The following is a 19,493-nucleotide window of genomic DNA, read 5'->3' on the forward strand; positions in this document are numbered from 1 at the left end:
CAATCGGTTCGCCGTGCCCACTCGCCAGACGCTTCGCCCCCTGATGCAGCTCCTGGCGAAGGCAATGGACAAACGCCTGCGCCTGTACATCGCCGCTACCGCCGGGTTGGTCATCCTCGGAGGTGTCACGGCCGCCCTCGCGCCTCTCGCGCTGAAGCACCTTGTCGACGCCGCAGCCGGCGGCGCTGCCGTGGGCGCAATCTCCTTGGCGTCTGTCATGGTGCCGGGCGCCATCTACGTTGCTGTCTTGTGCGGGGGTCGGCTCGTTGGCGATGTACGGCCAGTCCTCGTCAACGAGGTCGAGCAGCGCCTGATGAAGGCGCTCCGGCGAAGGTTTGTCGAGCATGTCCTGCGCCTACCTTTGGCCGGCTTACTGCGTCAGCGCAGCGGCGAGCTGCAACACAGTCTCGATCTGGGCATCACCGGAGCCCAACTGCTGCTGACGCATCTCATCAGCACCTGCATACCGGTCGTGGTGGAACTCGCGGTCATGACAATGATCCTTGTCCAACTGGGTCAACCCGCCTTGATCGTCCTGTTTGGCTTCACTGCAGTCAGCTACCTCGCCGTGTTCGCGGTGGGCTCCAGGCGGATCACTCGACACGTCAGCGCAGTGACCGACGCGAGCATCGCCGTACACGGGAAACTCGCCGACAGCTTGACCAACGTAGAGACACTGCGCTGCTTTGGTGCTGAAAGTGCTGCCGAAGAGTCGCTCGCTCGGGCATCCTCCAGGTTGGTCGGCGCCTGGCGGGGCTACCACCGCGTGAGTGCGGGGACAGCGCTCGCCGCGACATTGATTTTCGGCGTTTCGCTCGCCGCCTGCATCACCGTTGCGGCTGAGGGCGTTGTCAGCGGATCGCTGAGCATCGGTGGCCTGGTCCTGAGCAGCGTCTACCTTCTGCAGATGATGCGCCCGCTGGAGATCATCGGCTCCGCCGCCAGAGATCTGGCGCGCGCTTACGGCTTCGTACAGCCCTTGCTGAGTGTGCTGCGTGAGCCGACTGAGCCTGGCCACAACGCTGCAACGACCTCTACCCCCGGATGGCCTCGCTCCGCCCCGTCTATCCGAATCGAAGGATTGACCTTCGGCTATGAGCCGGGGCGCCCCGTGATTCGTGAGCTGGATCTTGAGATCCCCGCCGGCAGTACTACGGCGATCGTGGGGCCCAGTGGCTCCGGCAAGTCGTCATTGATCCGATTGATGCTTCGGCTCTACGCGCCTCAGTCCGGCCGCATCCTGCTGGACGGCTGCCCGATCGAGTCCCTTGGGGTCGCCCACCTGCGGTCGCGAATCGCGCTGGTGCCCCAGGACACCACCCTGCTTCACGCCTCCATTGCGACCAACATCGCGCTTGGCAGGCAAGACACCGGGCACGCCGACATCGCTCGCGCCGCGACAGATGCTCAGCTCGATCAACTGGTGGAGTCGTTGCCGAGCCGGTACGAGACGGTCGTGGGCGAACGCGGGCTCAAGCTGTCAGGCGGTGAGCGCCAGCGTCTCGCGATCGCTCGGGCTCTGTTGCGCCAGTCCGCAATCTTTCTGCTGGATGAGCCCACCTCCATGCTGGACAGCAAGACCGAATCTGCTGTGCTGCAGGCCATTCGAAAAATCGCGGCGAACTCGACTACGCTGATCGTTGCTCACCGCCTGTCGACGGTCATGGATGCCGACGAGATCATCGTCCTGGACCAGGGTCGTATCCACGAGCGGGGGACACACGCTGACCTGCTTGCAACGGGCGGCCTGTACTCTCAGCTCTGGCGGCGCCAGGCTGAGGGGAACGAGGCGAGCCGAGATCAGTAGCCGCCTCCAGGTGGTGACCTCTACAGACTCCCCGCCCGCTGCAGCACTGCTTCAGCCGGCGCTCTTCAATGGGCATCTCGGGCGCTTGTCATCGGCCTGTTTCAGAACGGCCATCTGGTCCCACGCCTGATGCTGCGCCCGCAATGAGGCGTGAGTTTCGGCCGCCAGCAATGGCTCATCGCGCCTTCGCCCCTGCAACCAGAAGTTGAACCAGTCGACGTTGCCCTGCAGCGAGATCATGCGTTCGCTCGGCGTGGACAGCCCATGGGTTCCGGTCGGGATGAGGATCAGATCCGCGGGCTTGTACTGTCGTCTCATCAGCGCATAGATGTCCCAGTAGTTGGATATCGCCTTGCCGTAGGTCTCAATGCGCAGCGCCGTCCGTACACAGTCGGTGTTCAGTGCTGGGTCATTCGCCATCCAGCTCGCGAGCGTCGGACGAACAGGGATGCCGCCGTTGATCATCTCCTTGTGCCACCACGTGTAATCCGAGGACGCGTAGGTGATGGCGTATGAAAAGAGCGTGTCCGAATCGCCGTCCGCGATCGTTGCTGCGCGCATCGACAGGTCCGAGAAAGTGATCAGGTTCATCACCTTCGCGCCCGTCGCACTGAACCCGATGATGCCGACCCTGTCTGGGTCAACGCGCCCTTCCCTGACCAGCGCATTGACAGCCCCTCTCACGCCGTCGTTGAAGATGCGATTCTCTTCGGGCGAGTTCGCGTTGCTGCCGTTGAGCGGCCAGTACCTCATCGCCAGAACCAGAACGCCTTCGCGAACGAACGCGCGGCCCGGATACGCGCTGGTGAAGCCCTGCGACCGCGAGTTGGGCCCGTCCAGGTAGAACGCGTTGGGATGGTACACGTAGGCCTGGATGACCAAAGGCAGCCGCTTCCCCGGCGATGCGTCGCGCGGCGGCAGAAGACCACCCTCCCACGGCCGGCCCTTGGCATCGCGCCACCGGTAGGGGGACATGGTGCCCCACGTCCTCGCATCGAATTGAGGATTGAACTTCGTGAGACGGACGGCCTGCCCAACTGGACCGGTTGCCACCACGTCGGGCGGTTCGTTGAGGGCTTGCTGCACCTGAAGCGACCACTTCGACTTCGCAGCCAGCGGAACCGCAGCCACCTCGCGCCAACCACCGCTCCCTGTGCGCAGAAACTGTCGCGTCTTCCCGCCGTCGTCAACCTCGAGGCGGTCGCCGACGCTGACCGCGCTCTTCAGCCGCCCGTCCAGCTTGGCGATGCTGATCCAGCGCCTGCTATCCGGCCAGTACTCGATGACGTGCGAGGCGGTAGAAGTTTGACCGTCGACCAGCGGGAGATGGGTGCCGGCAAGCACGAGAGACGATCCCGCCGACAGCCACACCTTGTCGCGGCGCGATTGCCCCCCTCCGGTCAGCGCGTCATCTGGTGCATCCACGATGGTTTGCACCTCCCCATCGTCTAGCCGCCACGCCACCATGCGTCTTGCCGTGAATGCCGTGGACCCGGTGAAGTAGCCCAACGGATCCATCTTCATTGCCGGGCCGTGAACCTTGGTGACCTCGTCCAGCAACGGGTACTGGTGGCGCCAGGCCGGCCCACGGCTCGGCTCATATTTCGGCAGGATGGCCCAACGGCCGTCAGGGGATATGTTGGCCACGGGCAAGCCGGCATTGGTGAGCAGAAACGGCTCGCCGAGCGGCCGCGGCGGATCGCCAGCGCCTACGTCTTCCACGTAGAAGCGAAACTTGCTGATTTGGTTCTTCAGCGGCTCCTGGCCGTACAGCACACCGCGCGCCCACTGATTGCCAACCACGATGCTGCGCGCCCCGTCCTTTAGCGGGGGATTGGGGACCAGCGCGACGTACACCAGGCGCTTCAGGTCCCCTGAGGCGGCAAACGACCAGACCGGCATCAACGAATGGGTCAGCTGGACGACCTGGCGAGTGGACAAGTTCAGGCTGTAGACCTGGAAGATGTCGTTGTGCATCTTTGCGCGAAACACGAGCGTCCGATCGCCTGCCCACTGGACCTCCGCCAGTGCGGGATAGCCACTGTCCTCGTCGAATTTCGCATCGAAAGCGAACACGACCTCGGTAGGGGCTGGTCGCATCTCCGCGAGTCGTTGAGGGTCGAGATCCAGCATCACGATCTCGTAGCGATTGGCGTCTGACGCCACATCGGCCTTTCTCGTGACGATGAATGCCCGAGTGCCGTCGGGCGAGGTCTGCTTGCGCAGCGCCTCGGCATCATTTGCGAGTGGCTGGACGATCTTCTTGAACTCGACGATGTCGCGGACGGAAGGCCCAGGGGCTCCTCCGGCCGCGACGGGAGCGACAGCGGATGCCACCATGGCAAGCAAGGTCGCAATGAAATAGAAACGCATATCGGGCAACTGCTGAGGCAAGGCGCGGCCCGCCCCCGCGAACGGGGGCGGGGGGCACACGAGGAACAACTTGGGAAGAATTTGCCGCGCCAGATCGGGCGGCTCGGGCGGGCGGCGGACTACCAGTCCAGCGACAGCCGCACGGTGACGTATCGGCCGCGCCAGTCGGCCTGCGTCACGTCGTAGTACGGCGTGCGGTCTGCGTACTGCGGCAGGCGATTGGCCAGGTTGGCAACGCTGACACCGACCGATGCGGCCTTGGAGCCGGGGAGCAGGTCCGGCCACATCTTCTTCAGGTCCATCGTGCCAGCCAGATCGTGCAACCAGTAGTCACCCAACCGGCGGTCGCTGGTGCCGCGGTCCAGGTACCTGCCGAGGTAGCGGCTGGTCATGCCGACGCTCCAGGCTCCTTGATCGACACCGACACCGAGGCGGCCCTTCCAGCGTGGTGACCAGTAGTCGCTGAAACGGCGACCCAACCGATCCTCTTCCGACGCCCCTGGCGACAGCTGAACGTTGTACCTGCTGGTATGGCTCATGCCACCTGAAACCGTCAGCTTGGCGGCCGACGTTTTCCATGCATAGGCCACGTCCAGGTCCGTGCCCGCCGTGTCAAGTCGACCGAAATTGACCTCGGTGTATTTGACGCTGGTGACGGCGCCCGGCTGCCCGTTCACCGTGGGGCCACGTGTCACGAGTTGGGGAAACGTCGCCTCCGCGTCCAACACCGTCTGCGGCAGGATCACGCCGATCATGTCCCGGATGCGGGTCCGCCAGTGCGTGACGCTCAGTCGCGTGCCGAGACCACCCTCGGGCTCCCAGACAGCGCCAATGCTGCGGGCCTGGCCACGCTCTGGCATCAGGGCCGGGTTCCGCCCTTGGACAACCGTTCCAAAGGCAATCGCTTCGTCGCTACGCGCCGGATCGACGAGGCCGAAGATCGACGCGTCGTAGACGGTATCAGCGTAGTTGGTCTGAACAAGCGTCGGCGGCTTGAACGAGGTTGCAACGGATCCGCGAATCAGCAGGTTCCGCGACGGCCGCAGTTCGAGCCCTCCTTGGAACGTGTTCGCCGAGCCGAAGTCGCTGTAGTGGTCGCGCCGGGCGGCCAGTGTCAATGCCGCGAGATCCCACCGGCTGCCACCTTCGTTGCTGGATCGGAGCAGCGGCGCCCTCCCCTCGACATAGGCCGCTGAGCTGCTTCGCTTGACGTCGATCACCTCCGAGGTTGCGACGTTGTACTCATCGTGCGCCGCCTCCGCACCCACGACGACGTCGATCGGGCCGGCGGGCAAATCGATCAGCGGGCCTCGAGCCTGCACACTGACCTGGTCCTTGCGGCCCACGCTGCGCCTGATGGAGTCCGACCAGATCTGGCGCAGCACCGCGTCATTGGCCGCTCGGCCCGATGTGAACAGATTCAGCGCAATGGCCGGATCGGACGATGCGAGCGCAGCGGCCCGGGCAGTCGAGTTCACCCGATCGTTCCAGACCTGGGAACCACCCCTGTCACTGGCTGTCGACAGCACCACCTCCGCATCCCAGCCCTGGCCCAGTTCGCCCCTGGCGCCGGCCAAAGCACGCGTGAAGTTGGTCTGCCTGGCCAGGCCGTCAGTGCCGTTCTCAGCGCCGAGGGCTGCCGAGACCCTCACATCAACGCCGAAGGGATTGAAGGCGTTCGTGGCCGGCACCGTTAGCCCTGAGATCAGAATGCCGCGATCCGCACCTTCCATGCGGTCCCTGACATGCGTGACCTCGGTGAACGCGGACCAGCTGCCGAATAGCTTGCGCTCCCCCAGCGCGTGGATCGACAAAGTCTTGTAGCCATAGAGCAGCGCGGAGCCGTTGCCGGTGGCGTAAAGGTTGCACAAATTCTCCGTGCCAGCGGTCGCCAGGAAGTCGGACGCTGTCAACGACTGGCCGGCATTGGCTGGAATAGCAGCAATGCCTGAGTTCAGCCCTGGCAGATTCCCCGAAACGCTGCGCACGGTGCCCGGACTGCAGCGGCCCTGGCGCCCATCCACGCCGCCCATGCGGCGATAGTCCGCGTCCAGAAAAAACTCCCGTTGCCTCATCGACAGCGGCGACGAATGACTGTAGGAGCCCATCAACAGAAACTGGCTGTCGGCATCACGCCGGCCCGTGGCCACCGAAACGCTGTGGTCGTCGAAGCCGCGCCCCTTGCCCGCGCCGAAGGAGAAGGACTGGCCATTCATCGACTTCTTCAGGATGACGTTGACGACGCCGGCCAGCGCATCTCCGCCGTACACGGCGGACGATCCCTGCGGCACCACCTCGACACGCTCAATCGCCGCCACGGGGACGAGGTTCAGGTTGAACACGTTGCCGAACGATGAACCCACGGCCTGCACCTTCCGCCCGTTGATGAGCACCAGCGTCGAGCCCAAGGGCAGGCCGCGCAGTTGCACAGTGCCTTGTCCCAGCGTGTTGCTGAAGCCGCCCTCGCCCGAGGAGGCCGACACCTCGGTCAAGGACGCCAAGAATCGCTGCAGGTTTGGCTGACCGCTCTTGGCGATGTCTTGCCGCGTGTACACGTTCACCGGCGCCGGGCCTTCGGCCTCAACGCGGCGCAGGCGGGAGCCAGTGACCTCAACCCGCATGAGTTCGGTCGTGCCGCTGCTCGGCGCGTGGGAATCTTCGGCGACCCCGTTGCCCGAGACTGAAACGGGGCGCTGCTGTTCCTGCGCGCCTGCAGCTTCGCCACGCCCAGTCGTCGGGACCATGACCGGCCCGCTGCTCGCAGGAGCCCCGGGCAACGTGGCGCCAGGCGGGGCCGGCTTGACGACGATCCCACCGTCGGCCTTCAGCTCCGCGATGAGGCCAGTTCCCTTCAGGGCGGCGGCGACAGCCTCGATCGGTGAGAGCCTGCCGGACACGGGCCGCGCGACGCGTCCCACAACGGCATCTGGGTCGAACAGCACCGAGGTGCTGGTCTGGCGAGCAATTGAGAGCAGGGCCTCCGCCATCCGTTGGGACGGCTGCTCGAACACATAGCGAGCTGCCTTGGCGGGCTCAGCAGCGCAGGCAAAGCTGGCGCCGAAGGCGATGCAAAGCCAGGCGGCGTACGCGAGCGCTCCTCGCTGGCAGGGGAACCTGTGGTTGGTTAGCTTCCTCATCTGATGTCCTTGTTGTGCTGATGGCTAGCAACAAGATGACGATTCAGTCGAGTGCCCAACGGCCAGTGGATGCCCTACTCTGCTTTTCGGAGCTCCAATCGTCCACCGTCATTCTTCAGGGTCAGGCCGTGCAAGCTGGCGACAGCATTGGCGAATCCAACGTTGTCGCCGGTCCGGTAAAGGCCGCTCACGCGCAGGTTTGAGTCCCCCAATGTGTCGACCAACACGATTGGCGTTCGGCTGTAGCGGTTCATTTCCGCCACAGCCTCGGACAACCCGGTCGCGTCGAACACGGCTTCGCTGCGCTTCCAGGCCGTGACCTGCTCAACGTTGGGCCGATCCACCTTCGGCACGACGATCGACGCCGAATTCGGCGACAAGTCCAGGCGCAGTCGCTCTCCCGGCTTCATGAGGATGGGGCTGGCTGGTGCAATGCCTTCACTGCCAGCTCCCGAAATCGCCTGAACGCTAACCTGCCCTTCGATGAGGGTGACCGCGACTTCCTGGGGGACATCGGCGACGGCCGGGCCATAGCGGACCGAGAAGGCAGTCCCGACGGCGACCACCTCACTGCCCGCCACACGAACGACGAAAGGCCTCGTCGAGTCCCTGGCGACCTCGAAAATCGCCTCGCCGCTGTTCACGTTGACCGTGCGCTGCCGGGCTCCGAAGCTCACCCGCAAGCGGGTGTCGGTATTGAGGATCATGCGCGTGCCGTCCTCCAGCATCACCACGCGCTGCTCGCCGACATCGGTGCTGTAGGCGCCTTCGTTCCACCACTGCTGCCCGATGAAGAGGCCGACGGCCAGCACCGCAACGGACGCAGCCATGGCGGCCCACCGTTGCTTGCCCCTGTATCCCCCCCCCAGCTGCCAAGGATTGCGGCGACCTACGGTCTCATAGGCCGTTGAGAGCTTGATCTTTTCCACGTCAAGCCAGGCATCCGTGCATTTTTCGAAAGCCTCCTGATGTGCCGCCGACTGTGCCTGCCAGGCGCGGAGGTCGCGCTCCATCTGTTGCGACCGATCAGGCCCATGCAGGCGCGTCACCCAGACCGCTGCCTCAGCGGCGATGGCCGGTGTCACCTTGGGTCTGGTTTCCTTGCCACCGGGGGTCTCCGTGCGCGGAGGCGTCATGGATACCAGCCCTCCATATGGCTCGCCGTCAACATCACGGCCTTCGAGATGTGCCACTCAACGCCACTTCTCGTCATGCCGAACTGCTTCGCCAGTTCCGCATAGCTCACACCGTCTACCTTGTGCGCCAGGTAGATCTTGCGCGTCGTCTCGTTCATCCGGGCCAGACACTCACTCAGGCGGTCCAGGCGCTCCCGCGCCAGCACCACATCATCGACGCTGGGGCGGCCATCGATGATCACTACGTCGTCGGGCGACACCTGCTCGCCGCGAACCGTCTGGGCGCGGTGGGCATCGATCGAAAGGTTCAGCGCGGCTCTCATCAAGAACGCCTCGGGCTGTTCGACGGATTGCGTGAGCGAGAAGGACGCCAACTTGATCCAGGCGTCGTGCACCAGGTCATCGGCATCCTCCCGCGACTGACCGCGCCTCATCAGCGCGGACCTCACCCGGGAGAATACGCTTGGCAGATCCTTGATCATCTGAGAAACCGCAATCGCATCGACGGTATGGGTCAGACAGCCCTGGACTCAGCCAGGCGGCCCTGGGGAGCAGCCCGCAGAGTTCCGACGTGCGCTGCCATGGCGGCACGCTCCCGATCCATCCTGCGCTCGGCTCCCAACAGCGCTTCTGCCACGAACTCTATAGCTGCATCTTGGTTCAAGAAGTAACCGTTTCGTCGCACGGCACGTGCCAGTTCTTCGAGCAACACCGTGGCCGTTCGGTCCGCCGCCAGGACGAAGCGCCGATCTTGTTCGGATAGCGCGGCGAGCGACTGCTGCAGGTGCTGGGCCTCGGACATACGGTCGGCCTGATCCGTGGCCGGGATCGCCGACTGGATGACACGGGAAAGTGCCGCTTCGCTGCCTCCGCTGAAGGCGGCACGCAGATCAGCGGAAGCAGCGGCTCCTAGCCTGCGTTTCAACGGCTCTGTGGCGCTCCGAACGAAATGCTCGGTCGAGGGTGCTCGCCGGGCTCGAGGACAGGCGTTCAGCGCCGCGTCCGCAGCCGCTTGCCAGCCGGCATCCATCACGAAGGTGATGCGCTCAACACCGAGCTCGCGAAGGTCACGAAGCAGATCAGCGCTCGCATCCGGCTGACTCCACAGCCCGAGAACCTCCGCCTCAGTGTTGGGAAGAAGACCGAGCGCCCAACCAAACGGCTGGTCTCGGTGGGCGTCCGCCGTGCGCACCGCGACGTGTGCCATCACGAAGACCACAGCCCGATAGCCTCGGCAGAGTGGCCGTTGCAACCAAGCCGCGCCGATTCCAGTAGCTCCCATCTTTTCACCTCAGTAAGGTCAGCGAGTCAACCCGCCGTAGCGAGCAGCTCGGGAAGTCAGACGGCCGGCACCGGATCACGGCAACGCCCGAAATTCCAACCATAGTTGGCGGACATGATGATAGTCGCACGGCCAAATTTCTCCAACGATAGTTGGAGGCGCATTGAGCTTGGCGATCACATTCGGACGTGTCTTGCGCAGGCTGCGCAAACAGGCCGACCTGACCCAGGAAGAGCTCGGTTTCCAGGCGGATCTTGAGCGGAACTACATCAGCTTGCTTGAGCGCGGACAGCGGCAACCGACGTTGACCACATTGATCCGGCTTGCTGGACCTCTACGCTGCAGCGCCTCCCATCTGGTTGCTTTGGTCGAGGCTAGCGCCGACACCACCGAGCTTTCCGAGTCCTCTCCGAGCATTTGACTAGCCTCCACTTGCTAGAGGGAAAAGCGCCCCAGTAGATTCCAACGATAGTTGGCGGACAGACCTTTCACCTGTCGGCCAAATCCCTCCAACAATAGTTGGAGAAGAATTGACCCTTGCGATCACCTTCGGTCGTGTCCTGCGCGAACTGCGCAAGAAGGCCAAGCTGACGCAGGAACAGCTTGGATTCGAGGCAGAGCTAGAACGAAACTACATCAGCATGCTGGAGCGGGGCGAACGACAGCCCACACTGTCTACGCTGATGAAGCTGGCACCACCCTTGAAATGCACTGCCTCGCAGTTGGTTGCGCTGGTCGAGTTTGCGGTGGGCATCACTTCCACTCAGGGCAATTGAACCTCGGCAGCGCCCTGGCGGTTCGTCGGCTTCAGGAGAACGCCTTCCACAGCTCGGTCTCGAGGAACCAGGGACTGATGACGCTGGCTTCCAGCCGGATGGTCTCGAAATCAGTCACCTCGGCCAGTAGCTTGTGCTTGGAACCCGAGTTGTCAAAGATGTACGCACGGTGGGCGACCTCGCAGGCCTCGGTCATCAGCGCAATCGACTTGTGATACCGGTCGATAACCTTGTCGTCAGCGACCGGATGACCGCCCTGCAGCACCCGCCGGTGCACACGGTCGATGTTGATGGCAGGGTCGTCGGTCGCGACGAAGTACAGGTAGACGCGATACCCGCGCGCCCGCGCCTCCCGCATGAAGTCGATCTTCGAGCGATGGGACATCACGGTCTCGAAGGTGAAGGTCTGGCCTTCTTCGAGCAGTTCCTGGCGCACCGCCTCTGCAAGCGTCGCGGCGAGGTAGGAGTCGTAGGGACCTGGCACCCATAGGGTCAACGCATCGTCCAGCTTCATGCCTGCAAACAGCGTTGGCAGGTCCAATCGCTGCTCCAGACCGAAGGTCTTGAGGCTCTTCTGGATCCGCTTCAGCACGACTGCCGGCTTGCCGGTAACGCCGAGGCCGCCCAGCTTCAGGTAGCCGCCTGACGCCTTGATCTCCTTCTCCATCTCGTCGGCGTTCACGAAGACGCCGATCCACTGGGGTTTCAGATCAGGCTTGATGGTGCTCTTGCCCGAGCCGTTGGGGCCCGCAAGGACACGAAGGCGCGGCTGGGCGGGTTGAGCCAGCGCGGGCGGAGCAGATTTGGCGGCTTTGGCCGCCGGTTCGTCGTCGGCCGACTTACTTGACACGCTTCAGGATGGTCCCCGGCTTGACGCGCTTGCCAACTGGCAGATCCTTGATGACCGTGAAGCTGCCGTCGCGCTTGCGCTCAACGACCTGACCGCTGGCGGTCTTCACCGTGACCGCGCCCGTGTGCCTCAGCGTGGTCCAGTAGGCCTCGTGGCCTGCCTTGGCTGCAAGCCCAGGAATGCGTCGCTCCGCGATCTGCATCCCACGTTCGGTCAAGGTGGTCCGGCTGGTACGGGAGGACATGGCGGCTGCTCGTAGCGTTGTGCTGGCAGTCTAGCAGGCGCAGTTGCGCCATTACATGAGCGTTCGATTCAGCCCGTCCTGAACCCGAGTCTGTCAAGAGCTGATCAATCCTCCGGAGCATAGCCGCGCACCTACAAGCGGGGCGTGCAACGCCAACAGACACCTGACGGGCGGCGCGTCCTACTCCGACGGCAAGGGTTGGGTGGCCAGCCGGCCGGGCTTCTTCCTGCCCGTGAGGGTGCTCTCGCGGCTGTTCCGGCGGCGATTCCTCGAAGGGCTTGAGCAGTTGCATCGCGCAGGGAGGCTGCAGTTCTTCGGCGAACACGTGGCGCTGCAGGACGCCAAGGCCTTCGCCAACTGGCTGGCGCCGATGCGGCTGCAGGAGTGGGTGGTCTATGCCAAGCGGCCGTTTGCCGGGCCGCAGGCCGTGTTGGCCTATCTGGCGCGCTACACGCACCGGGTGGCCATCTCCAAGAGCCGCCTCGTCGCCGCCGATGCGAACGGCGTGACTTCCGCTGGAAGGACTACCGCGACAAGGGCCGCACGCGCCACAAGACCATGACGCTGGCGCTGCAGGAGTTCATGCGCCGCTTTCTGCTGCATGTGCTGCCCGGAGGCTTCCATCGCATCCGGCACTACGGCCTGCTGGCCAACGGCCATCGGTGCGACTGTCTGGCATTGGCGCCTACCACGTTGCAGGCCACGGTCGAATTGCTGGCGGCGTCGACTGACCAGATGCAATGCTAGAGTGTGGCGCCCCGTCTCTACCGCTCACTGGCAGTGTCCGCATCGACACCCAAGCCTTCCAAGCCACCAAAAAGTCGTCGTCACAAGTCGCCCACGCTTGCCGACGTCGCGCGAGAAGCAGGGGTATCTGATGCGGCGGCGTCCTCCGCACTCAGCGGTGCGAAGGGTTCGATACGCATGTCGGACGAGACGCGTGAGCGGGTCCTTGCTGCCGCGGCGCGCTTGAGCTACCGGCCGAATGCGACCGCGCGCGCGCTGGCGTTTCAACGAACCAATGTCATCGGCTTCGTCAGCAACATCGCCAATGCGGAGGAACCTAACCTCTACTTCCTGGAGGTGTTCAACGGCGTCGTGCGGGGTGCGACGGAGGCCCACCAGGCGACTTGCATCTTTCCGCTCGGCGGCTGGGAAGAAGCACCGAAGCGCATCCCAGCCTTGTGTGATGGCCGCGTCGACGGTCTGGTCGTGCTGGCGCCCTACCTGGAAGACGACAGCACGACCTGGCTACCGCCCCGTACTCCTTTGGTCACGATCCACGCCGGCGGGCCGTTGCGGGCGCAGGTGAACGTCGAGGCGGACGATGAAGTGGGCGGCTATGCCATCGCGCGCCACATGCTCGAGCTTGGATATCGCCGAATCCTCTGCATGGGCGGTCCGATGAATGTCAAGGGAGCAGACCGCCGTGTCGATGGCTTCCTGCGCGCCCATGCCGAAGCCGGGGTCGAAGTTGCTCCCGACCACGTGATCCGCACATGGTTCACTGCCGGAGGGGGTAGGCAGGCCATGCAGGAATGGCTGCAACGCCACCGCGGTCAGCCGTTGCCCGAGGCCGTCTGTTGCGGCAGCGACGACATCGCCTTCGGCTGCATCGACGCATTGGAGGGCTGCGGACTGAGCGTGCCTCATGACATCTCCATTGCAGGCTTCGACGACACCTTGATGGCCCGCACGTTGCGGATGACGACGGTGCGTCAACCCCTGTTTGAGATGGGTCGTCGTGCGGTTGACGTTCTGATGCAGCTGATCGAGGCGCAGCGCCGTGGGGAAGCCTATGTCGGCCCAAGCGAGATCGTTCTGCCCGTCAAAATTGTTCAAGGCCGAACCTTGCCGGGCCCTCGAAATACCCCCTTGAACATTCCGTCTCGCTAACGCGTCTCGGCCACTTGTCGAGCACGCTGGCGCGGCCGCTTCCGCGCCCAGCGCCTGCTGTCGGTGGTGCCCTGATCGCCCCGCTGGCGATGGCGCAGATCACCGTCCGGATCGACGTCGCCAAGCCTGGCCTGCCGGTCAGTCCGACCTTGTACGGTTTGATGACCGAGGAAATCAACTTTCCTACGATGGCGGCATGTATGCGGAACTGACGCAACCGCGCCTTCAAGAATCACGGCTACACGCCGGAACGCTGGTCGCTGGTGCAGCACGCCGGCGGCAACGCGCGATGGCGCTCGACGAGCGATACCCGGTCGCCGGCACCGCCTTGACGACCAGTCTGTGGATCGACGCCGAGAACGCTTCGCCGGGTCACCGGGTCGGCATCGACAATGCTGGCTACTGGGGCATACCGGTCACGCCGAGCGCCACCTTCTACGCCAAAACGTCCGGCGCTGCCGGCGTGCCGCTGACCATCAGCATTGAAGGCGTCGACGGCAAGTCCGTCTACGCCCAAGCCGAAGGCTGCCGGATCGACGGTCAATGGAAGCGCTACAGCGTCAGCCTCGCCACCGGTGCGAACGTCAAGCCGACAGCCGACGCGCGCCTGGTTCTTGCCACCGAAAGTCGGGCAAGGTGTGGTTCAACCTGGTGTCGCTGTTCCCGCCGACCCACAAGGATCGGCCGAACGGCAACCGGCCCAACCTGATGCAAAAGATGATCGACATGAAGCCGGGCTTCCTGCGCTTCCCCGGCGGGAACTACGTCGAAGGCCGCAGCGTGACGAACCGCCTCAAGTGGAAGGAAACGCTGCGCCCGATCGACCAGCGTCCAGGCAATCCCGGCAGCTGGGGCTACCGCTCTACCGACCGCGTGGGGCTGCTCGAATTTTCGCTGTGGTGCGAGGACGAAGGCCGAACCGGTGCTGGCGGTGTTCGCCGGCTACGCGCTCAGCGGCGAGGCCGTCCCGGTCGGCAAGGAACTGCAGCCCTTCGTTCAGGACGCGCTCGACGAGATCGAATAAGTGACCGGCGAGTGAGTACGAAGTGGGGCGCGAAGCGCGCCAAGGACGGCCATCCGGCGCCGTTCAAGCTGCGCTATGTCGAGATCGGCAACGAGGATGGGGACGTGGTCGCTGAAGGTCAGGTATTGCTTCGTTTGGATGCACGGTTGTCCCAGGCCGATACGAATGCGCTCGCTCGGGACGTCGCGATGCGAAGACTCAACCTGCGCCGAATTGATGCAGAAACCCAGGACAAGCCGTTCGTCCGTGACAAGGCCGAGCGGCCGACCTCTTCTTGCAAACCGAAGGCCAGTTCCGGGCACACCGGCAAGCGCACTTGGACAGTGTTGCCCAGGAGAACGAAACACTCAATAAGGCTCGTGCGGACCTCGCTGCAGCCCAGCAGGTACTTTCCAAGCTCAGCCAAACGCTGCCGAGCTACCGACAGTCAGCCGAAGCCTATCGAAAGCTTGTCCAGGAAGGTTTCGTAGGCGAATGGCAACTAACGAGAAGACACGCGAGGCCACCGAAAGGGAACAAGACCTAAACCTGAATCCGTGACCTCGACTGCCGCGCGTCGGCAGGCGATGCCGATCACCTGATTGCGGCCTGCGAATCGATGGTCGCAGCGCATGAACTGGCGGCTTGGTTTGGCCATTGCAATGCCGCAGTGCATCTGCCGCTCGAATTGAACGGTGAAGCCCGTAGCCCGAGCATGCAGCGGCCGTGCCGAGAGCCTGCCTTGGACGCAGTCGGCCGGCGCCTTGACGGGCTGCCTACCTGGAACTGGACCGCTCGGCTCGTTCGCGCCGCTACGCCGAGGCGGCGAACTGCGCGTGCAGCCGCAGGAACACCACTGCCGCCCGGTCGTTGGCCCCGAGTCCGAGCACCAGCTGTCGACCGTGCTCGATCAAGCGGCCCGCTCGGTAGATCAACTCCTGCATCACCGTCTTGATGCGCCGGCGCTTGGCCTCGTGGCGCACCGGCGCATCAGGCCCGAGCAGGCCGCGCTGGCCCATCAGCCGCAGCATGTTCATCGCCAGCGCCGCGAGCCGGCACACCAGCGCGTTGGTGTCGAACTTGCCCGAGGGCAGCCTCGTGAGGTCCAGGTCGGTCTTGAACTCGGCGTGGAACTGCTCGTGCGTTCCGTGGTCGGCATACAGCGCCATCACTTGGCTGGCGTCGATGCGCGCGGGCAACGTGGTTGTCCAGCCATCGAGTTCGTACTCGGGCAGGATCAGGTGCTGGCCACGCGAGCCGATGGTGCGCTCGGCCAGCCGCAGCACGCGGCGCACGGGGCGCTGCGCGCCAGGCACTTGCACGCTGTGCTCCCAGGTCGCCACGCGCTTGCCCGCGCGCGGATGCGCCCAGGCCGTGCCGGCGGCGTCGAGCTCGGCGGCCATCTGCGCGGCGTCAGAACTGCGCGGGTTCCACTTGATGAGCCAGTCGACTTGCGGCAAGCCCGCCACGTTCATCGACTCGATGCATGTCATCAAGGCCGCAGAATCGAAGCCCGAGTCCAGCCGCGCCAGCAGCGGCGCCTTCGGCCCGGCTGCGCTCAAGCGCTGGGCCAGCGGCACAACGGCGCGTAGATCGTCATCGGTGTGCTTGGCCGAGTGCTGGGTGCCGGGGCGCAGCGCCAGATCCAGGCAGAAGCCGTGCGAGCCCAGGTAGGCGGCCAGCGGGCAGTAGCCGTCGACGCCCGCGTAGGTGCGGCCGACCCCTTCCTTGGCGGTGCCGCTGTTGTCCATCGCAAAGGTGTCGATGTCCAGCGGCAGCCAGCCGCAGGGCAGCACGCCATAGTCTGGGGCGTGGCGCGCCAGAAGACGCTCGATCATTGGCTGCACTTGTGCGGCGAGGCTCGAGGCGTGCGCATCCATGCGCTGGCGCAGCGTCGGGCTCGACGGCAGCAGCCTGATGCCCAGCGTCTGCTTGAAGAACTTGTCGCCGCGCAGGTTCTCGATCGCATCGAAATCGCTCTTGCCTTGCACCAGCAAGCCCAGGTAGCTGCGCACGATGTCGCTGGTGGCCACGCCGGTGCGCACCGGCAAGGCCGCATCGACATCGGCGAGTACCGGTGCAAGCGTCTTCAGGAAATGTCCGACCAGGGCCAGGCCAGCAGTCGGGGTGAGGTCGTAGTCGAGTTGCTTGACTTGGATCGGACGCATCCCCGGATTCTTCCAAACTCCTGCAACTCACTGCCTCCGGGCGACACCCGCTGGGTGACCGTCTACATAGGCGAGGTCACGGATTCAGGCTAAAGGCACAAGCATCTACTGTGGTCAGCCTCAATGGACGTCGTCTGTCGTCAGAGCGCGAAGCTCTTCCAGGAGTTTGACCGCAGGCCCGGGCAGGATTCCTGCTCGACGCCGAAAGGCCGTCAGCATGCGCGTCCTCTTGACGCCGGGTAGCGGCAGGGCATCGATCAGCTCCGCCTTGCGGTCCGCCTCATACATCGGCTCCGCCATCCAGCTCAAGAAGCCGGACTGGCTGACTAGGCTCTTCAACACCGTGACCGATCGCGTCTCGACGACGATATTCGGCAGCCCCAATCCGTTGGCGGCAAAGACTTGCTGCATATGTTCGAAGGGCCCTGTCCCGCGTGGTGCGATTGCCCACGGCGCGTCGCTGACATCCGCGAGCCGCAGTCGGCGCTTCTGCCGCAACGGGTGGTTCGTTGCCGCCACGACGTGGCTGTAGTCTTCCCATCGACAGTCCTTGATCGCGGTGATCTCATCGGTGTCGGATACCGCGACGGCCAGCGCCAGGTCAATCTCGTGCTTGGTCAGCGCGTCGGCCAATCGGTCCCAGACGCCTTCGACCACCTGCACTTGCAGCTTGGGCCACTTGGCGAACACGCGACCGATGGCCAGAGGCAGGATATGACAGGCGATGCTGCCGACCGCGCCAACGCGAACTGTTCCCTTCGCCAGGCCGCGCATCGCATTGATTTCTTCGGTCGCATGCTCCGACTCCCGTTGCATCAGCGTCGCGTGTGGCAGCAGCACGCTGCCGATGTCAGTCAGCTGCATTCCCTTGCTGTGCCGTTCGAAGAGCGGTGCGCCGACCTGCTCCTCCAATCGCTTGATGGTGCGGCTGAGCGCGGGCTGGGTCACGTTCAGCGCGATCGCCGCGCGGCCGAGGCTGCCGGCCGAGACGATGGTCGTGAAGGCGTGCAGTTGATGAATGTCGAAAGCCATATCAGGACGGTAATGGCTTTTCCTGAAAATGGCAATTTTCAGACAGGCTTCGGCCTTTGATACTGAGTCCATCGAACAGCGCGGCGCACCCCACGCACCGCACCTCGCAAGGAGACCGATTTGCCCGCCGTCCATGCTTCCCTCGCCCCCTCGGCCCTCGCCACGATCACGGTGCGAGACGCCGTGTTCGATCTGATGCGCCGTTTTGGGATGACCTCGGTCTTCGCCAATCCCGGCTCGACCGAACTGCCCATGTTCCGCGACTTCCCCGCCGACTTCCGCTATGTGCTTGGGCTTCAGGAGGCCGTGGTGGTCGGCATGGCCGATGGCTACGCGCAGGCCACCCGCAACGCCTCCTTCGTCAATCTCCATTCGGCCGCCGGCGTCGGCAACGCGATGGGCAACATCTTCACCGCCCACAAGAACAGGACACCAATGGTGATCACCGCCGGCCAGCAAGCGCGGTCGATCCTGCCGTTCGATCCGTTCCTCTCGTCGGCCCACGCCACCGAGCTGCCCAAGCCTTACGTCAAATGGAGCATTGAACCGGCGCGTGCCGCCGACGTGCCGCTGGCGATTGCCCGGGCCTACTACATCGCGATGATGCAGCCGCGCGGACCTGTGCTCGTCTCGGTGCCGGTCGACGATTGGGATCAGCCCGGGGAACTGGTCGCCGAGCGTGTCGTCAGCACCCGCCTGCGACCCGAACCGCTGGTGCTCGACCGGATCGGCGCGGCGCTTGACGCCAGCCACCACCCGGCGTTCGTGGTCGGGGCGGCGGTGGACCGCGATGGCGCGTGGGACGACTTGCTGGCGCTTGCCGAGGCACACAACGCCCGCGTCTGGGCGGCGCCCATGTCGGGCCGCTGCAGCTTCCCCGAGGACCACCGTCTATTCGCCGGTTTCCTGCCGGCCATGCGCGAAAAAATCGTCGACCTTCTCGGCGGTCACGACGTCATCGTGGCCATCGGCGCGCCTGCGTTCGCCTACCACGTCGAGGGCGCCGGCCCGCATATTCCGGCAGGCGCCACGCTGTGCCAATTGACCGACGATCCTGACACGGCGGCCTGGACGCCGGTCGGCGTCTCGGCGGTGGGCAGCATCGGTCTCGCGATTCAAGACCTGCTATCCCGCCCGACGCCGGCCCCAAGGTCGGCGCCGGCTGCCAGGACTGCGCGTCCACGCGCCGAGCCGTCGGATCGGATGTCGGTCGCATATGTGCTGCAAACGCTCGCCGAGCTGCGGGACGCCGACGACATCGTGGTCGAGGAAGCGCCAAGTTCGCGCCCGGTAATGCAGGGCTACCTACCCATCACGCGCAGTGGAGGTTTCTACACGATGGACAGCGGTGGGCTCGGCTACGGCATGCCGGCCGCCGTGGGCGTGGCGCTCGGCAAGCCAGGAAAGCGCGTGATCGGCTTGATCGGTGATGGCTCCAGCATGTACTCGATCCAGGCGCTGTGGAGCGCGGCTCAACTGAAGCTGCCCATCACCTACGTGATCCTGAACAACCGGCGTTACGCAGCGCTTCAAGAGTTCGCGCCGGTCTTCGGCTTCGCGGCCAGCGACGTGGTTCAAGGCACCGAACTGCCGGACATCGACTTCGTCGCTTTGGCGCAAGGCATGGGCTGCGCGGGCCTGCAGGTCACCGACGCCAACAGGCTGCACGACGCCTTGAGCCGGGCGCTGAGGTCAAGCGGCCCCACCGTCGTCGAAGTCGAAGTCGCCTGAGCCCGGAACAACATCACGACGCCCCCCTTGCACGACAGCACTTTCCACCACGGAGACA

Annotated in this window: 17 protein-coding genes and 1 pseudogene; 9 read left to right on the forward strand and 9 right to left on the reverse strand. The window is 64.6% G+C overall.

Features of this window, described 5'->3' with window-relative positions; all coding sequences use genetic code 11:
• Nucleotides 1–64 precede the first annotated feature (64 nt).
• Entirely contained in the window at nucleotides 65–1,807 is a 1,743-nt protein-coding gene (locus ACG00Y_RS23810) for an ABC transporter ATP-binding protein (protein ID WP_394483246.1), read from the forward strand.
• Between the two features lie 51 nt (nucleotides 1,808–1,858).
• On the opposite strand, the gene ACG00Y_RS23815 is transcribed toward ACG00Y_RS23810, so the two are convergent.
• From ACG00Y_RS23815 to ACG00Y_RS23835, 5 genes are all read right to left on the reverse strand, one after another.
• A complete protein-coding gene (locus ACG00Y_RS23815) occupies nucleotides 1,859–4,180 on the reverse strand; it encodes a hypothetical protein (RefSeq protein ID WP_394483247.1) in 2,322 nt (773 codons plus the stop codon).
• Nucleotides 4,181–4,299: 119 nt separating this feature from the next.
• Complete coding sequence (locus ACG00Y_RS23820) at nucleotides 4,300–7,317, reverse strand: TonB-dependent receptor domain-containing protein (RefSeq protein WP_394483249.1); 3,018 nt, start codon at nucleotides 7,315–7,317, stop codon at nucleotides 4,300–4,302.
• A 74-nt stretch (nucleotides 7,318–7,391) separates the two neighbouring features.
• On the reverse strand, nucleotides 7,392–8,453 hold the full coding sequence (locus ACG00Y_RS23825) for a FecR family protein (RefSeq protein WP_394483251.1): 1,062 nt from the start codon (nucleotides 8,451–8,453) through the stop codon (nucleotides 7,392–7,394).
• Nucleotides 8,450–8,935 (reverse strand): RNA polymerase sigma factor, encoded by a 486-nt coding sequence (locus ACG00Y_RS23830; RefSeq protein WP_394483253.1) that lies wholly within the window; start codon nucleotides 8,933–8,935, stop codon nucleotides 8,450–8,452. The genes ACG00Y_RS23825 and ACG00Y_RS23830 overlap by 4 nt, the downstream gene beginning before the upstream one ends.
• A 32-nt stretch (nucleotides 8,936–8,967) precedes the next feature.
• A complete protein-coding gene (locus ACG00Y_RS23835; RefSeq protein WP_394483255.1) occupies nucleotides 8,968–9,735 on the reverse strand; it encodes a transposase in 768 nt (255 codons plus the stop codon).
• A 163-nt stretch (nucleotides 9,736–9,898) separates the two neighbouring features.
• Between ACG00Y_RS23835 and ACG00Y_RS23840 the strand changes: the two genes are divergently transcribed.
• Entirely contained in the window at nucleotides 9,899–10,156 is a 258-nt protein-coding gene (locus tag ACG00Y_RS23840) for a helix-turn-helix domain-containing protein (protein WP_394483257.1), read from the forward strand.
• Nucleotides 10,157–10,265: 109 nt separating this feature from the next.
• Nucleotides 10,266–10,511, forward strand: a complete 246-nt coding sequence (locus tag ACG00Y_RS23845) for a helix-turn-helix domain-containing protein (protein WP_394483259.1) — start codon at nucleotides 10,266–10,268, stop codon at nucleotides 10,509–10,511.
• A 31-nt stretch (nucleotides 10,512–10,542) separates the two neighbouring features.
• On the opposite strand, the gene ACG00Y_RS23850 is transcribed toward ACG00Y_RS23845, so the two are convergent.
• Entirely contained in the window at nucleotides 10,543–11,193 is a 651-nt protein-coding gene (locus ACG00Y_RS23850; protein ID WP_394483260.1) for an ATPase, read from the reverse strand.
• Between the two features lie 157 nt (nucleotides 11,194–11,350).
• A complete protein-coding gene (locus tag ACG00Y_RS23855; RefSeq protein ID WP_394483262.1) occupies nucleotides 11,351–11,605 on the reverse strand; it encodes a hypothetical protein in 255 nt (84 codons plus the stop codon).
• Between the two features lie 169 nt (nucleotides 11,606–11,774).
• On the opposite strand from ACG00Y_RS23855, the pseudogene ACG00Y_RS23860 reads away from it, so the two are divergent.
• From ACG00Y_RS23860 to ACG00Y_RS23880, 5 genes and pseudogenes are all read left to right on the forward strand, one after another.
• Nucleotides 11,775–12,307: pseudogene (locus ACG00Y_RS23860) on the forward strand (IS91 family transposase); the annotation flags it as partial.
• 78 nt (nucleotides 12,308–12,385) lie between these two features.
• A complete protein-coding gene (locus ACG00Y_RS23865; RefSeq protein WP_394483264.1) occupies nucleotides 12,386–13,501 on the forward strand; it encodes a LacI family DNA-binding transcriptional regulator in 1,116 nt (371 codons plus the stop codon).
• Between the two features lie 14 nt (nucleotides 13,502–13,515).
• Nucleotides 13,516–13,713, forward strand: coding sequence for a hypothetical protein (locus ACG00Y_RS23870; protein WP_394483266.1), 198 nt, complete (start codon nucleotides 13,516–13,518; stop codon nucleotides 13,711–13,713).
• Complete coding sequence (locus ACG00Y_RS23875; RefSeq protein WP_394483268.1) at nucleotides 13,698–14,210, forward strand: hypothetical protein; 513 nt, start codon at nucleotides 13,698–13,700, stop codon at nucleotides 14,208–14,210. Before ACG00Y_RS23870 ends, ACG00Y_RS23875 begins: the two co-directional genes overlap by 16 nt.
• The gene (locus ACG00Y_RS23880; protein ID WP_394483270.1) at nucleotides 14,138–14,995 is read left to right on the forward strand and encodes a hypothetical protein; all 858 of its coding nucleotides are present in this window, start codon (nucleotides 14,138–14,140) and stop codon (nucleotides 14,993–14,995) included. Before ACG00Y_RS23875 ends, ACG00Y_RS23880 begins: the two co-directional genes overlap by 73 nt.
• Nucleotides 14,996–15,316: 321 nt before the next feature.
• Here the strand turns inward: ACG00Y_RS23880 and ACG00Y_RS23885 are convergent, their stop codons facing one another.
• Together ACG00Y_RS23885 and ACG00Y_RS23890 are read right to left on the reverse strand one after the other, a co-directional pair.
• A complete protein-coding gene (locus tag ACG00Y_RS23885) occupies nucleotides 15,317–16,672 on the reverse strand; it encodes an IS1380 family transposase (protein ID WP_394483272.1) in 1,356 nt (451 codons plus the stop codon).
• Nucleotides 16,673–16,792: 120 nt separating this feature from the next.
• The gene (locus tag ACG00Y_RS23890; protein WP_394483274.1) at nucleotides 16,793–17,704 is read right to left on the reverse strand and encodes a LysR family transcriptional regulator; all 912 of its coding nucleotides are present in this window, start codon (nucleotides 17,702–17,704) and stop codon (nucleotides 16,793–16,795) included.
• 120 nt (nucleotides 17,705–17,824) lie between these two features.
• On the opposite strand from ACG00Y_RS23890, the gene mdlC reads away from it, so the two are divergent.
• On the forward strand, nucleotides 17,825–19,435 hold the full coding sequence (mdlC, locus tag ACG00Y_RS23895; RefSeq protein ID WP_394483276.1) for a benzoylformate decarboxylase: 1,611 nt from the start codon (nucleotides 17,825–17,827) through the stop codon (nucleotides 19,433–19,435).
• The last annotated feature ends 58 nt before the right edge of the window (nucleotides 19,436–19,493 follow it).

The organism is Pelomonas parva, assembly GCF_043555835.1.
Lineage (GTDB): Bacteria > Pseudomonadota > Gammaproteobacteria > Burkholderiales > Burkholderiaceae_C > Pelomonas > Pelomonas parva.

What these genes read in the sequence shown, in the direction of transcription:
- ACG00Y_RS23830 (WP_394483253.1), bottom strand. Translation starts at nt 8,935, where the DNA reads ATGATCAAGGATCTGCCAAGCGTATTCTCCCGGGTGAGGTCCGCGCTG.
- ACG00Y_RS23875 (WP_394483268.1), top strand. Translation starts at nt 13,698, where the DNA reads ATGTATGCGGAACTGACGCAACCGCGCCTTCAAGAATCACGGCTACAC.
- ACG00Y_RS23825 (WP_394483251.1), bottom strand. Translation starts at nt 8,453, where the DNA reads ATGACGCCTCCGCGCACGGAGACCCCCGGTGGCAAGGAAACCAGACCC.
- ACG00Y_RS23890 (WP_394483274.1), bottom strand. Translation starts at nt 17,704, where the DNA reads ATGGCTTTCGACATTCATCAACTGCACGCCTTCACGACCATCGTCTCG.
- ACG00Y_RS23810 (WP_394483246.1), top strand. Translation starts at nt 65, where the DNA reads ATGGACAAACGCCTGCGCCTGTACATCGCCGCTACCGCCGGGTTGGTC.
- ACG00Y_RS23855 (WP_394483262.1), bottom strand. Translation starts at nt 11,605, where the DNA reads ATGTCCTCCCGTACCAGCCGGACCACCTTGACCGAACGTGGGATGCAG.
- ACG00Y_RS23820 (WP_394483249.1), bottom strand. Translation starts at nt 7,317, where the DNA reads ATGAGGAAGCTAACCAACCACAGGTTCCCCTGCCAGCGAGGAGCGCTC.
- ACG00Y_RS23885 (WP_394483272.1), bottom strand. Translation starts at nt 16,672, where the DNA reads ATGCGTCCGATCCAAGTCAAGCAACTCGACTACGACCTCACCCCGACT.
- ACG00Y_RS23815 (WP_394483247.1), bottom strand. Translation starts at nt 4,180, where the DNA reads ATGCGTTTCTATTTCATTGCGACCTTGCTTGCCATGGTGGCATCCGCT.
- ACG00Y_RS23835 (WP_394483255.1), bottom strand. Translation starts at nt 9,735, where the DNA reads ATGGGAGCTACTGGAATCGGCGCGGCTTGGTTGCAACGGCCACTCTGC.